Here is a 13183-nt window from a genome sequence, read left to right on the forward strand (position 1 = left end):
TCAGGCGGGCATCAGGCCGCGTTCAGAGCCCGCTGCGCCGCCTCGGCCGCCCGCACGTCGGCCAGCTTGGCCACGGTGGTAGCGCAAGCCTGTGCAACTTCCCGGCCCTTGACCAGGAAATGCTGATGGAAGTAGTCGTGATGCTCGCCATGCGAGTGGAAATGATGCGGCGTGAGCACGGCCGAGAAGACCGGCACCTCGGTGTCCAGCTGCACTTGCATCAGCGCCGAGATGACCGATTGCGCCACGAAGTCATGGCGATAGATGCCTCCGTCAACCACCAGGCCGCTGGCGACGATGCCGGCATATTTACCGGTCTTGGCCAGGACCTTGGCGTGCAGGGGGATTTCGAAGGCGCCCGGCAGTTCGAAGAAATCGATGCTGGAGGTGGGCCAGCCCAGCTTGGCCATTTCCTCGGTGAAGGCGATGCGGCACTGGTCGACGATATCCTTGTGCCAGCTGGCCTGGACGAAGGCGATGCGTTGACCGTGGTGGGAAGGGACTGCAGAGAGATGCGCTTGCGACATGGTTCAGGACTCCTGTTCGATGAATAAACAGGGCGTGGGAATGCGCGGCCGCGCGCGCAGCCCGAGCAGCTGCGCGACACCGGACATCCCGTTCTCTTTCATCCGGACTGTGACCGTCGGCCCCGGAATCGCACCAGGTCTGCTGACCCCGGCTCGTCGTGGCGACAGGCCGGGCGCTCGCGGGCTACACGCGGCACCCAAGGCGCCGCCTGATTACCGCCGGTGGGGAATTTCACCCCGCCCCGAGAACTTGTTGCCGTGCAGCGGACCGTTGATCCGCTGCGACAGCAGCCGCGACTTTAGCATGTGAAGCAAAATGCTGCAGGCGCGCACCGTTTCTTGGCTCAGGTGCCCTGCCCCACCGAGGCCAGCATGCCGCGCGCAATCTCTCGCTCGCCCATGATGACGCGCTGGGCACCGTGCTTTTCCAGGTGCTCGATCTCGGCGTCGGAATGCGCGCGCGCCACTACCTTCAGGCCGGCATTCAGTTCCAGTGCATTTTCGATCACCTGTCCGGCTTCGAAGACTTCCGGAATCGCCACCAGGAGCCAGCGTGCGCGCTCCACGGCCGCGGCCTTGAGCAGCTCGCTCTGGGCGGCATTGCCGTACAGCGCCGGCACGCCATCCTGGCGCAGCGCATCGAGATTCTCGCGCTGCGCCTCGATCACCACGAAGGGCTTGCCCTGCGCGCGCAACTGCTCGCCGATACCACGGCCGACCCGGCCATAACCGACCAGCACCACGTGATCCTGCAGATCGACCGTGGGCGGCACGTCAAGCACGTCGGCAGGCTTTGGCTGGCGCGCCTCGTAGCGGTCCAGCAGCGAAAACAGCAGCGGATTGAGCAGGATCGACAGGATGGCCCCGCCCAGGATCAGGTCGCGCGCCATCGGCGAGAGCAGGTCCAGAGACAGGCCGAGTGTAGCCAGGATGAACGAAAATTCACCAATCTGCGCCAGGCTGGCCGAAATCGTCAGCGCCGTAGAATTCGGGTGACCAAATGCGCGCACGATCAGCCAGGCCGCCAGCGACTTGCCGACCACGATGATGAGCACCGTTGCCAGCACCAGCAAGGGTTCGCGCACCAGGATGGAGGGATCGAAGAGCATGCCCACCGAGACGAAGAACAGCACCGAGAAGGCATCCCGCAGCGGCAATGATTCTTCAGCGGCGCGGTGGCTCAGTTCGGACTCGGACAGGATCATCCCGGCAAAGAAGGCCCCCAGCGCAAAGGACACGCCGAACACATAGGCCGAGCCCAGCGCAAAACCCAGCGCGATGGCCAGTACCGCCAGGCGGAACAGTTCACGCGAGCCGGTATCGGCGATGCGCTCCAGGATCCAGGGAATGACGCGGCGCCCGACGATGAGCATCACGGCCACGAAGGCCACCACCTTGCCCAGCGTCAGTCCCAGGGTCAGCAGCACGGCGTTGCCGGAGAGCGCCTCGCCCTTGCCGCCGAGAATGCCGGAAAGCGCCGGAATCAGCACCAGCGCCAGCACCATGGCGATATCCTCGACGATCAGCCAGCCCACCGCGATGCGGCCGCGCTGGGTTTCCACCAGGCGGCGTTCCTGCAACGCCTTCAACAGCACCACGGTACTGGCCACGGAGAGCGCCAGGCCAAACAGGAAACCCTCGCCGAACGGCCAGCCCAGCAGCCAGCCAAGGCCCATGCCGAGCAAGGTGGCGATGGTGATCTGGGCGACGGCGCCGGGAATGGCGATGTTCTTGACCGACAGCAGATCCTTGAGGGAAAAGTGCAGCCCGACCCCGAACATCAGCAGGATCACCCCGATCTCTGCCAGTTCCTGGGCCAGGTCGGCATCGCCGACGAATCCGGGCGTGAATGGGCCGATGGCAATACCGGCCACCAGATAGCCGATCAGGGGTGGCATTTTCAGGCGGTGGGCCAGCGTACCGAAGATGAAGGCCAGGACCAGGCCGGCGACGATGGTAGCGATCAGAGGGGTGTGGTGGGGCATCAGTCAGGGATCCTTTCTAAAGTGGATGAATTTATTGGAGATGACTGGAGCACTGGCTCATGCCCGGACCTTCATAAAGACTAACACGCGTATGAAGTCGCAGGCATGACAAGCACAATCAGGAGAGCGCGCCAACGGCAGACGGCGCTTGGCGCGGCGCCGTCTGCCATGGGGAGAACCGCTCAGCGCATCAGCGTGCCGACTGCAAGGCGGCGATGCGCGACTCCAGCGGCGGGTGGCTGGAGAACAGGCCCAGCCAGGAGTTACGGCCGGAGATACCGGAAGCCTGCAGGTTCTGCGGCAAGCCATCCGACTGCAGACCACCCAGGCGGCGCAGCGCGTTCATCATCGGCACCTTGCTGCCCATCAGGGCAGCCGCACCGGCATCGGCGCGGTATTCACGCTGGCGCGAGAAGTACATCACGATGATGCTGGCCAGGATGCCGAAGACGATTTCGCAGACGAACACGGTGACCATGTAGCCGATGCCGGGGCCGCTGTTCTCTTCGTTGTTCCGGCGCAGGAAGGAATCGACGAAGTAGCCGACAATGCGCGCGAAGAACATCACGAAGGTATTGACCACGCCCTGGATCAGAGTCAGCGTGACCATATCGCCATTGGCGATGTGCGCCATTTCGTGGGCCAGTACCGCCTCCACTTCTTCCTTGGTCATGCTTTGCAGCAGGCCGGTGGACACCGCCACCAGCGAACTGTTCTTGCTGGCACCGGTGGCGAAGGCGTTGGGCTCGCCGTCATAGACCGCCACTTCCGGCATGGGCAGCTGGGCGCGGGTAGCCAGGGTCTGGACGGTCTGCAGCAGCCACAGTTCGGTGGAATTCTGCGGCTGCTCGATCACGCGCGCGCCGGTGGACCACTTGGCGATGGTCTTGGACATGAACAGCGAAATGAAGGAACCGCCAAACCCCATCAGGCCGCAGAACACCAGCAGCATGCCGAAGTTGAGGCCGTTGGCGGTGAGGTAGCGGTTCACACCGAGCAGGCTGGCGGTGAAGCTCAAGACCAGCATCACGGCCAGGTTGGTGACGAGGAACAGAACAATGCGTTTCATGGTTTTTCCTGTAGAACAAAGGGGGCCGTACGGGCAAGGCGGTACGGCAGGGAACACGATGGAATGGAAAATGCAGGCGCAAGAGCGCACGCAGGCAACCACGAATGCGCGCCCTGCCCTTCAAGGCAGAGGCGCACATCCCGGCCGGTTTATGCCAATGGAGGAGGACGCAACTGGTCGCGCAGGAAGGACGACCAGCTCAGACTTGCCGGAAAGGCGTGAGGAAACGGCAGCCAGTGCAATCCGGGCGTGGCGATGGCCACCGGCAGGGCCGGATCTTCCAGCTCGCCCTGGGCGGTCGGCTGGTCATCGTCTTCGCTACCGGACGATTGTTCATCGCCGGACAGGCTTTCCTGGCCGGGAAGATCAACCAAGGCATGAGGGAATTGCGCATCGGCGGCCAGACAGGCCTGTTCATGGGCAGGCGACGACACCTGGCCGGCGGCCGGCAACTGCTCGCGCAACCGTTCACGCAGCTGCACCTCCCCCGTGGCTGCGAGCAGGTGCAGCGGGATCAGCAGAGTCAGCAGCAGGAGCAGCAGTCGGCGCATCAAACCCTTGGCGAACGAAAATGTGAAGAAAACGCGGGTACCGGTATCCGGCAGGCATCTCAAGTTTGTCAGGCTATTGTCAGCATGAACGGATGCGCATTATACGCAAAATCGATGTCCCGCCGCGCCAGCCCGTTCCCCCCGGAAATCAAGCTGCCCGGCAAGTTATCCACAAAAGCTGTGAACAAGCCTGTTGATAAGCACCCTCGCAGTTTCTGACATGCTTGCTCAGCAAGGGTTTCCTATAAATTGCCCTTGTTTTACACAAATATGAAGAAATTTTCCCGCAGGCATGCGGACTGCCCGAAAAAAAGAGACCCGCAGGTCTCTTTCGGCTTCTTGCTCACCAATCCCGGCACAGTAGCCAGCCGGCAGGAGACGGCCTTCAACAGCAACGCCCCACCCGCCCCTTGCCGCCGTAGCGCGCTTCTTGCCGTTCCCGGAAGAATTCTTCATAGGTCATCACGCAATGATCCGGGTGGACGGCCTTCATATGGGCCACGTAAGTGTCATATTCCGGCATGCCCACCATCAAGTTCAGCGTGCGGCCGACCTGGCGCCGCCAGGCCATCAGTTGCGCCAGTGCGCCAGGTTTGCTCATGGTGTGCTCCTCGATGCAAAAAACTTCACTGCGGCGCCACTGCACTGGCCGGCAGCGCTTCGTAGGCCGATTCCTTGACGCTGGGCTTGTGGGCAGCGCGCGCCTTCAAGACGGTACGGATGCCAAACACCAGCACGCTCACCACCACCAGCATGAACATCGCCGCCAGACCGGCATCCACGTAGTCGTTGAAGATCACCTGGCGCATCTGCTCGATGGACTTGGCCGGGGCCAGCAGCTTGCCTTCGTCCAGCGCCGCCTGGTACTTGCTGGCGTGCGCCAGGAAGCCCACGCGCGGGTTGGCATCAAAGACCTTCTGCCAGCCGGCGGTCAGGGTGCAGATCAGGAGCCATGCAGTGGGCACCACCGTGACCCAGGCGAAGCGGTCGCGCTTCATCTTGAACAGCACGCAGGTCGCCAGGATCAGGGCGATACCGGCCAGCATCTGGTTGGAGATGCCGAACAGCGGCCACAAGGTATTGATGCCGCCCAGCGGATCGACCACGCCCTGGTACAGGAAGTAGCCCCAGCCGGTCACGCACAGGCCGGTGGCGGTCAGGCTGGCGGCCCAGGAGTCGGTGCGCTTCATGGGCGGGATGAAGGCGCCCAGCAAGTCCTGCAGCATGAAGCGGCCGGCGCGGGTACCGGCGTCCACGGCGGTGAGGATGAACAGTGCCTCGAACAGAATGGCAAAGTGGTACCAGAAGGCCATCATCGCCTCCCCCGTCACACCGGAGAGAATCTGGGCCATGCCCACGGCCAGGGTAGGCGCCCCGCCGGCACGCGAGATGATGGTATGTTCACCCACCGCCTGGGCGGTATGGGTCAGCATCTCGGGCGTGATGTGGAAGCCCCACTGCGAGATCACCTGGGCCACGTTCTCGGGCGTGGTACCGATCAGCGCGGCGGGACTGTTCATGGCGAAGTAGATGCCTGGCTCGATGCAGGAAGCCGCGATCAGCGCCATGATGGCCACGAAGGATTCCATCAGCATGGCGCCATAACCGATGAAGCGCGCGTGCTTCTCGTTTTCCAGCAGCTTGGGCGTGGTGCCCGACGAGATCAGCGCATGGAAGCCCGAGACGGCACCGCAGGCGATGGTGATGAACAGGAAGGGGAACAGCGATCCTGACCACACCGGACCACTGCCGTCGATGAAGCGGGTCACCGCATGCATCTTCAGGTGCGGGGCGATGAAGACGATGCCCAGCGCCAGCGCTGCGATGGTACCGATCTTCAGGAAGGTGGACAGATAATCGCGCGGCGCCAGCAGCAGCCAAACCGGCAGCACCGAAGCGACGAAGCCATAGCCGATCAGCATCCAGGTCAGCTGCTTGCCGTTGAAGGTGAACAGCTGGCCCAGCACGGCATGTTCCTGCACGTACTGGCCGCCGACAATGGCCAGCATCAGCAGCACGAAGCCGATCCAGGACACTTCACCGATGCGGCCCGGACGAATGTAGCGCGAATAGACCCCCATGAAGAGCGCAATCGGAATCGTCGCGGCCACCGTGAAGGTGCCCCACGGCGACTCGGCCAGGGCCTTGACCACGATCAGCGCCAGCACCGCCAGGATGATGACCATGATCATGAAGGCACCGAACAGCGCAATCACGCCCGGCACCTGGCCCAGCTCGGACTTGATCAGGTCGCCCAGCGAGCGGCCGTCGCGGCGGGTGGAGATGAACAGCACCATGAAGTCCTGCACGGCACCGGCAAAGACCACCCCGGCCAGGATCCACAGCATGCCCGGCAGATAGCCCATCTGCGCGGCCAGCACCGGCCCCACCAGCGGACCGGCACCGGCGATGGCGGCGAAGTGGTGGCCGAAGAGCACGTATTTATTGGTCGGCACGTAGTCCAGGCCATCATTGAATTTGTAGGCCGGTGTCATGCGGGCACCATCCAGGCCCAGCACACGGTCGGCGATGAATTTGCTGTAGAAGCGATAGGCGATCAGGTAGACACACACCGAGGCCACGACCAGCCAGACGGCATTGATCGATTCGCCCCGCTGCAATGCGACGTAGGCGCAGGCCCCGGCGCCGCCCAGGGCGACGGCCAGCCAGCCCAGTCTGGAAACCAAGCGGTTCATTGTTCTCCTCCTTGCGGATATGGTTGTTGTGGGAATCTTGTTGTCGTCAGTGCGTCGAGAGATGAAGACCTTGGACGCACCGCGCAGGATGTCCGCCAGTATCGGCATCGCTTCCCCACCCCACAAGCGCAGCACTACGCAGGGCCACTACGTAGAACTACGCAGGGTCGCCGCTCAAGGTGAAGATTTACGCGGTCCGCAGGTGGCTTTGGGTAGAATCGCGGGCATGAAACTGCGCCAGAAAATCATCTTCCTCGCCATCGTTCCACTGTGCCTGGCCTTTGCGGCCATCGCACTGGTGGTGCGTTACCAGGCGGTGGAGCTGGCGCGCCAGCAGCGCTCCACCATCGAGGCCGCCTACCTGGCCAGCAAGAATACGGAACTGCGCCATTACGTCGACCTGGCCCAGCATGCCCTGACCCACTTGTACGACACCGGGCGCACCGACCAGGCCATCAAGGAAGAGGCGCGGCGCATCCTGGCCGATCTGGAGTTTGGCGACGATGGCTATTTCTTCGTCTACGACGACCAGGGCCGCAGCATCATGCACCCGCGCCAGCCGGAACTGGTCGGGCGCGAGATGTGGGACTGGCGCGATGCCTCCGGCAGCCCGACCATCCAGCACCTGATCGAACTTGCCCATCAGGGTGGCGGCTATGAGCGCTACCTGTGGCGCAAGCCGTCCAGCAAGACGGTAGCGCCCAAGCTGGGCTACGTGATTGCGCTACCGCGCTGGGGCTGGGTGATCGGCACCGGCATTTATCTGGATGACGTGGAAGCGGCGCTGGCCCAGGTGGATCACCAGAATTCCGGCTATCTGCACCAGACCATGCTGTTGATTGCCGCCATCGCCCTGGCCAGCGCTTTGGCGGTGGGCCTGGCCGGGCTGCTGTTGAATCTGAGCGAGCATCGCGTGGCCGATGCCAAGCTGCGCCAGCTGGCCCAGCGCGTGGTGCGCTCGCAGGAAGAAGAACGCGCACGCCTGTCGCGCGACCTGCATGACGGCATCAGCCAGTGGCTGGTGTCCATCAAGCTGCAGATCGAGGCAGCGCTGGAACGATTGCGTGGCACGCCCGAACAGGCAGCAGCGGCGCGCGTGGGCTTCGAGAAGACTGCGACACAAATCAACGGCGTGCTGGCCGAAGTGCGCCGCATCTCGCACGACCTGCGCCCGGCCATCCTCGATGACCTCGGGCTGGCAGCCGCCCTTGAGCACCTGTGCGGCGAATGGCGCGAGAGCAGCCCGCAGACACAGATCGTCTTCGAGCATGAGGGTCTGCGCGAGGATGACGCTGCCCTCTCCGATGTGGTCAACACGGTGCTCTTTCGCGTGGCCCAGGAAGCGCTCACCAACATCGCCCGCCATGCCAACGCAAGCCAGATCCGCATGCGTCTGTATGACGGCCACAACCTGCTGATGCTGCAGGTGCAGGACAACGGCGGCGGCTTCGATCCCGGTCACGTCGACGATCACTCGCGCCACGGCATCGGCCTGCGCAACATGCGCGAACGCATGGAGGCCGTGGGCGGTGAGCTGGCCATCGATTCGTCGGCCGCCGGCACCAGCATCAGCGCCATCATTCCCCGTTCTGCTCTCTTCCCTTCGCCCCATGTCTGACACCGCTCCCGCCACCACACGCATCATGCTCATCGACGATCATCCGCTGGTGCGCGACGGCTTGCGCGCACGCCTGGAAACCGTGCCCGGACTGGAGGTGGCAGCCGAGGCCGGCAATGCCGACGAAGCCCTCGCCGCCGCCGCACAGCACCAGATCGACCTGACGCTGATGGACATCAACATGCGCGGCGTCAATGGCATCGAGCTGACCGCACGCTTTCATGCGCTGCATCCCGAGATCGCAGTGCTGATCCTGAGCATGCATGACAAGGCCGAATACGTGATGCAGGCCATCCAGGCCGGCGCCCGCGGCTATGTGCTCAAGGATGCGCCCAGCCAGGACATCGTGCATGCCATCGAAACGGTACGCTCGGGCGGCATCTACTACAGTGCCGCGCTGGCGCGCCAGCTGACCCAGCCGCTGCCGGTGCGCGAGCTGCTGACCCAGCGCGAGCGTGAGGTGCTGCAGCATATTGCCAATGGAGAATCGAACAAGCAGATCGCCCGCGAACTGGACCTGAGCGTGCGTACGGTGGAAACGCATCGCCTCAACATCAAGCGCAAGCTCAATATCGATGGCCAGGCGGAGCTGATCAAGTTTGCGGTGGAGTCGCGCGGCGCAGGCTAGCGGGAGCTCACGTCCAGCGTGACCAGGCGGGCATAAGGGATTTCGCTGCGCAGGGCTACGGCACGCAAGGCGATATCGGCGAAAGCAGCTTCATCTGGCTCGGCGGAAGTGCCCTGCTCAGTGCGCCATTGAGCACAGGCGTGCAACATGCGGATAGAACCGGCGTGACATACAACGATGGTGCCCTCTGCCGGTTCCGACAGCAGATCCGCGAACGCACGCCACATGCGCTGCGCCACGGCGCACAAGGTCTCGCCACCGCCTGGCGCATAGCCGGGCAGATCGGCATTCCAGGCCTCGACCTCGGCCCAAGGGATGTCATCCCACAGACGCAGCTCCCAGTGGCCGAAATCCATTTCCTGCAGGCGCGAATCGAGCCTCGGCCCGGGCTTCCCCAATGACCTGGCCAGCGCGCCGGCCAGCGTGGCGCAGCGCTGCAGCGGACTGCTCACCAGGGGCCAGTCACGCGGCAGCGCCTGCAACTGCGGCAGCAATTGCGCTACGCTCTGCGCCAGATGCTCGGGCGCAACGGCGATGTCGCTGCAGCCATAACACGTGCGCTTGTCCAGCACGGGCTGGGGATGGCGGATCAGTTGCAGTTGCATGGTTCAGTGACGCCACCAGCCAGGCAGCGTGACCAGCGCACCAAGATAAAACGCGGTCTCGCTCAATTGCTGGACCGCGCCCAGGCAATCTCCGGTATAGCCGCCCAGGCGCCGCTGGAAGCGCCACGCCAGCCAGGCCGCCGCGAGCACCGCCAGCAGCACGCCGGCGGCGATGCGCTGCCATGCCATCATGCCCAGCGCGATCACTCCGATCACCGGCAGCACTGCGAAGAGCGAGGCCAACAGGAATTCCCCATGGCCCATCTGCTGCGCCAGCGGCTTGGCCTTGCCTTCTTCGCGCACGTAATCCATGCGCCAGATCAGGCAGGTAGCAAGCCAGCGCGAGAGCGGATGGGCCATGCCCAGCGCCGCCAGCACCTGGAACGGCAGCAGCGCCTGCAATGCCGCCAGCTTGGCCAGCAACAGCAGGACGATGCCGATCACGCCGTAACTGCCCAGGCGCGAATCGCGCATGATCTCCAGCGCCCGCTCGCGGCTGACCGCACCACCCAGGCCATCGCAGACGTCGGCAAAGCCATCCTCGTGAAAGGCACCGGTCAGCCAGATGCCGGCCGCCGTGGAGAGCAGCACCGCCAGCGGCTGCGGCCAGAACTGCACGGCCACCAGATACACAAGAGCGCAGGCCCAGGCCACGATCCAGCCCACCAGCGGAAAGTAGCGCGTGGCATGTTGCAGCCAGTGTGGCTGGAAGCCGACCCAGCGCGGGATGGGCAGCCGTGTGAAGAATTGCAGCGCCGTGAAGAACAGGCGCAGCTGATACAGCGCCCCTCGGCTGCGCGGTGCCGGTGGTCTGAACTCCTGGTCAGACATGCTTTTCGCTGACGCTCGCCGACGAGAAGGTAGCCATGCGCGCCAGGAAATTGACAGCCGCACGCAGCAAGGGCAAGGCCAGTGCCGCACCAGTCCCCTCGCCCAGGCGCAGGTCCAGCTGCATCAGCGGCGTAGCGCTCAGGTATTGCAGCATGCGGCGATGGCCGGCTTCGTCCGAGCAATGCGAGAACACGCAATACTCCAGCACGGCCGGCTGCAGGGCGGCAGCGACCAGCAGCGCCGAGGTGACGATGAACCCATCGATCAGCAGCACCTTGCGCCGCTGTGCGGCACGCAGCATGGCGCCGGTCATGAAGGCGATCTCGAAGCCGCCCAGGGCGGCCAGAAGGTCCAGCGGCGCAGTAGCCCCGGCATGCAGGCGCAGTGCGCGCGTAATGGCATCGGCCTTGCGCGCGATGCCCTGGGCATCCAGGCCGGTGCCGGCACCCACGCACTCTTGCACGGGCACGCCGGTGAAAGCGGCCATCAGTGCGGCAGCAGCAGTGGTATTGCCGATGCCCATTTCGCCAAAGCCCAGCACGTCGGCTTGCAGTGACTCGGCAAATTGCATCCCGGCCTGCATGGCCGACTCGCACTGCTGCGCCGTCATGGCGGGACCCAGGCAGAAATTGGCGGTGCCGGGTGCGACCTTGCGGTCCAGCAACCCGCTGCGGGTGCCGAAATCGTGATTGACGCCGGTATCGACGATGTACAGCGCGCACTCGTTCTGCCGCGCGAAGACATTGATCGCCGCGCCACCGGCGAGGAAGTTCTCGACCATTTGCCAGGTCACACTTTGCGGGTAGGCCGAGACGCCCTCCGCGGTCACCCCATGGTCGCCGGCACAGACCACGATGGCGCACTGGCGCAGCACCGGGTGGTCGGTGGCCTGGATCAGGCCGATCTGGTGCGCCAGGCGCTCCAGCGCGCCGAGGCTGCCCAGGGGCTTGGTCTTGTCGTTGATGCGGGCGTCGAGACGCGAGGCCAGTGTGGCGTCGAACGGGGAAACAATGGCGGGAATCTGCATGAAAGAACGCTTTGCGCCGCCGGGTGCGGCAGGATCAAGGGAGCGTCAGTATACGAGATCGCCGCCGTCCGCGGGATGGTGGCGCTGGCCTGGCGGCAAAAAGAAAGGGAGCCCGCAGGCTCCCTTGCTCTTGATTCCGACAGCCCGGCGTCAGACCCTGGCCGCAGTCCTGTCGAGTACGCCGAAGATGGTCGAGGCCAGCTCGTTGGCTTCGAACTTGGCGACATAGGCGTCGCCGCCCACGCTTTTCACGTGGTCCTCGTTGGCCGAACCGGACAGCGACGAGTGAATGATGACCGGAATATTCTTCAGGAAATCCTCGCGCTTGATGTTGCGGGTGAGCGTAAAGCCGTCCATTTCCGGCATTTCCAGATCGGTCAGCACAAAGGATATCTTGTCGGCAATCGGCTTGCCCTCGGCACGGGCTTCGGCTGCCAGCTTCTGGATCTTGTCCCAGGCATCCTTGCCGGTGACGTGCATCTCGTAGGGAATCTCCATGGCCCGCAAGCCCTGCTCGATGAGCGAGCGCGCCACCTTGGAATCATCGGCGGCGATGGCGATGGCGCCAGGGCGCATGGAATGGCCGCTGCTCTTTTGCAGGCGTTCCATCTTCAGATCGCGGTCACTGGGCATGATCTCGTGCAGGATCTGCTCCACGTCCAGCACCTGGGCCAGGCGGCTGGTGTCCTTGTCGTGATCCAGACGGGCGATGCTGGTGACGAAGGCGCCGCCGCTGCTGGTCTCGGCCGAGAGCACCTGGCTCCATTCCAGGCGCACGATCTCGTCCACCGATTCGACCGCAAAGGCCTGGGTGCTGCGCGCGTATTCGGTGACCAGCAGGATGTTCAGGCCGGTCTTGGGCACACAGCCCACCACGGCGGGCAGGTCGATCACCGAGATGATCTGGCCACGGATGTTGACCATGCCCAGCATCGGCGACTGCGTACCTGCGGCCTTGGTCACCGGCGGCATGGGGACGATTTCGCGGATCTTGAAAACGTTGATGCCGAACAGTTCGGAGCGCTCGCCATGCGGATCCGCCCCCAAGCGGAACAGCAACAGCTCGAACTTGTTGGATGCGGTGAGATTGGTTCTTTCATCAATCTCTTTTTGAAAATTGTCCATGCCCCCTCCCCAGGATGCAAATGATTAGACAGGCAAACCCCTGCCCCAGCAATGTAGTGGGGAAAAATGGCCGTGGCAATCGGGCAATCACCGATAGCCGATTTTTTTTTGACTTTGGGCAAGTGGCCATGTACCGAAATACCACGCCGGCACCGGAGACAAGACGTACCGTGCCGCCAGCAGCCAAAAACGAGGCGTCGCACGCGCAAGGAAATCAGACAAAGAAGGAAAGAAATGCAGCGCAGAAATGAAAAGAGGAAGCCAGAAGGCTTCCTCTTTCAATCTGGAGCGGGAGAAGAGTCTCGAACTCTCGACCTATACCTTGGCAAGGTATCGCTCTACCAACTGAGCTACTCCCGCATGGGAACTTACATCTACTGCAACAGGAGCCGAAGCCGCCTGCCTTGAAACTGGAGCGGGAGAAGAGTCTCGAACTCTCGACCTATACCTTGGCAAGGTATCGCTCTACCAACTGAGCTACTCCCGCATGGGAACTTACATCTACTGCAACAGAAAGCCGA

The 13183-nt window shown here is 63.5% G+C and carries 12 protein-coding genes, 2 tRNA genes and 1 riboswitch; of the genes, 2 read left to right on the forward strand and 12 right to left on the reverse strand.

From position 1 onward, the window contains the following. Window positions 1–11: 11 nt before the first annotated feature. The 6 genes from ACVC5H_RS15625 to ACVC5H_RS15650 form a co-directional block, all read right to left on the reverse strand. Window positions 12–527, reverse strand: coding sequence for a 6,7-dimethyl-8-ribityllumazine synthase (locus tag ACVC5H_RS15625; RefSeq protein WP_489618735.1), 516 nt, complete (start codon window positions 525–527; stop codon window positions 12–14). A gap of 86 nt (window positions 528–613) precedes the next feature. Continuing rightward, a riboswitch (FMN riboswitch) is annotated at window positions 614–781 on the reverse strand. 90 nt (window positions 782–871) lie between these two features. Next, window positions 872–2512, reverse strand: coding sequence for a YbaL family putative K(+) efflux transporter (gene ybaL, locus ACVC5H_RS15630; protein ID WP_489618736.1), 1641 nt, complete (start codon window positions 2510–2512; stop codon window positions 872–874). A gap of 190 nt (window positions 2513–2702) precedes the next feature. Continuing rightward, on the reverse strand, window positions 2703–3581 hold the full coding sequence (htpX, locus tag ACVC5H_RS15635) for a protease HtpX (protein ID WP_489618737.1): 879 nt from the start codon (window positions 3579–3581) through the stop codon (window positions 2703–2705). 149 nt (window positions 3582–3730) lie between these two features. Then, window positions 3731–4132, reverse strand: coding sequence for a hypothetical protein (locus ACVC5H_RS15640; RefSeq protein WP_489618738.1), 402 nt, complete (start codon window positions 4130–4132; stop codon window positions 3731–3733). Window positions 4133–4517: 385 nt separating this feature from the next. Beyond that, window positions 4518–4703, reverse strand: a complete 186-nt coding sequence (locus ACVC5H_RS15645) for a YbdD/YjiX family protein (RefSeq protein WP_489622711.1) — start codon at window positions 4701–4703, stop codon at window positions 4518–4520. A 55-nt stretch (window positions 4704–4758) separates the two neighbouring features. Further along, complete coding sequence (locus tag ACVC5H_RS15650; RefSeq protein ID WP_489618739.1) at window positions 4759–6828, reverse strand: carbon starvation CstA family protein; 2070 nt, start codon at window positions 6826–6828, stop codon at window positions 4759–4761. A gap of 226 nt (window positions 6829–7054) precedes the next feature. On the opposite strand from ACVC5H_RS15650, the gene ACVC5H_RS15655 reads away from it, so the two are divergent. After that, window positions 7055–8446 (forward strand): cache domain-containing protein, encoded by a 1392-nt coding sequence (locus tag ACVC5H_RS15655; RefSeq protein WP_489618740.1) that lies wholly within the window; start codon window positions 7055–7057, stop codon window positions 8444–8446. After that, window positions 8439–9074 (forward strand): response regulator, encoded by a 636-nt coding sequence (locus ACVC5H_RS15660; protein ID WP_489618741.1) that lies wholly within the window; start codon window positions 8439–8441, stop codon window positions 9072–9074. The genes ACVC5H_RS15655 and ACVC5H_RS15660 overlap by 8 nt, the downstream gene beginning before the upstream one ends. Here the strand turns inward: ACVC5H_RS15660 and ACVC5H_RS15665 are convergent. The 6 genes from ACVC5H_RS15665 to ACVC5H_RS15690 all read right to left on the reverse strand — a co-directional run bounded on the left by ACVC5H_RS15665 (window position 9071) and on the right by ACVC5H_RS15690 (window position 13149). Continuing rightward, window positions 9071–9679, reverse strand: a complete 609-nt coding sequence (locus tag ACVC5H_RS15665; RefSeq protein WP_489618742.1) for a histidine phosphatase family protein — start codon at window positions 9677–9679, stop codon at window positions 9071–9073. The genes ACVC5H_RS15660 and ACVC5H_RS15665 overlap by 4 nt on opposite strands. Window positions 9680–9682: 3 nt before the next feature. Then, complete coding sequence (locus ACVC5H_RS15670) at window positions 9683–10510, reverse strand: adenosylcobinamide-GDP ribazoletransferase (RefSeq protein ID WP_489618743.1); 828 nt, start codon at window positions 10508–10510, stop codon at window positions 9683–9685. After that, complete coding sequence (cobT, locus tag ACVC5H_RS15675; protein WP_489618744.1) at window positions 10503–11537, reverse strand: nicotinate-nucleotide--dimethylbenzimidazole phosphoribosyltransferase; 1035 nt, start codon at window positions 11535–11537, stop codon at window positions 10503–10505. The genes ACVC5H_RS15670 and cobT overlap by 8 nt, the downstream gene beginning before the upstream one ends. Window positions 11538–11687: 150 nt before the next feature. After that, entirely contained in the window at window positions 11688–12662 is a 975-nt protein-coding gene (locus tag ACVC5H_RS15680; protein ID WP_489618745.1) for a chemotaxis protein, read from the reverse strand. Between the two features lie 284 nt (window positions 12663–12946). Further along, window positions 12947–13022 (reverse strand) — tRNA-Gly (locus ACVC5H_RS15685). Between the two features lie 51 nt (window positions 13023–13073). Then, window positions 13074–13149: transfer RNA gene (locus ACVC5H_RS15690), tRNA-Gly, on the reverse strand. Window positions 13150–13183: the final 34 nt, after the last annotated feature.

The sequence above is a fragment of the Herbaspirillum sp. Her3 genome, from assembly GCF_057961275.1.

Bases quoted from the DNA above. Each gene is read 5' to 3' on its own strand.
- ACVC5H_RS15665 (WP_489618742.1), bottom strand. From the start codon at position 9,679: ATGCAACTGCAACTGATCCGCCATCCCCAGCCCGTGCTGGACAAGCGC.
- ACVC5H_RS15625 (WP_489618735.1), bottom strand. From the start codon at position 527: ATGTCGCAAGCGCATCTCTCTGCAGTCCCTTCCCACCACGGTCAACGC.
- ACVC5H_RS15670 (WP_489618743.1), bottom strand. From the start codon at position 10,510: ATGTCTGACCAGGAGTTCAGACCACCGGCACCGCGCAGCCGAGGGGCG.
- ACVC5H_RS15640 (WP_489618738.1), bottom strand. From the start codon at position 4,132: ATGCGCCGACTGCTGCTCCTGCTGCTGACTCTGCTGATCCCGCTGCAC.
- ACVC5H_RS15680 (WP_489618745.1), bottom strand. From the start codon at position 12,662: ATGGACAATTTTCAAAAAGAGATTGATGAAAGAACCAATCTCACCGCA.
- ACVC5H_RS15655 (WP_489618740.1), top strand. From the start codon at position 7,055: ATGAAACTGCGCCAGAAAATCATCTTCCTCGCCATCGTTCCACTGTGC.
- htpX (WP_489618737.1), bottom strand. From the start codon at position 3,581: ATGAAACGCATTGTTCTGTTCCTCGTCACCAACCTGGCCGTGATGCTG.
- ybaL (WP_489618736.1), bottom strand. From the start codon at position 2,512: ATGCCCCACCACACCCCTCTGATCGCTACCATCGTCGCCGGCCTGGTC.
- cobT (WP_489618744.1), bottom strand. From the start codon at position 11,537: ATGCAGATTCCCGCCATTGTTTCCCCGTTCGACGCCACACTGGCCTCG.
- ACVC5H_RS15660 (WP_489618741.1), top strand. From the start codon at position 8,439: ATGTCTGACACCGCTCCCGCCACCACACGCATCATGCTCATCGACGAT.
- ACVC5H_RS15645 (WP_489622711.1), bottom strand. From the start codon at position 4,703: ATGGCCTGGCGGCGCCAGGTCGGCCGCACGCTGAACTTGATGGTGGGC.
- ACVC5H_RS15650 (WP_489618739.1), bottom strand. From the start codon at position 6,828: ATGAACCGCTTGGTTTCCAGACTGGGCTGGCTGGCCGTCGCCCTGGGC.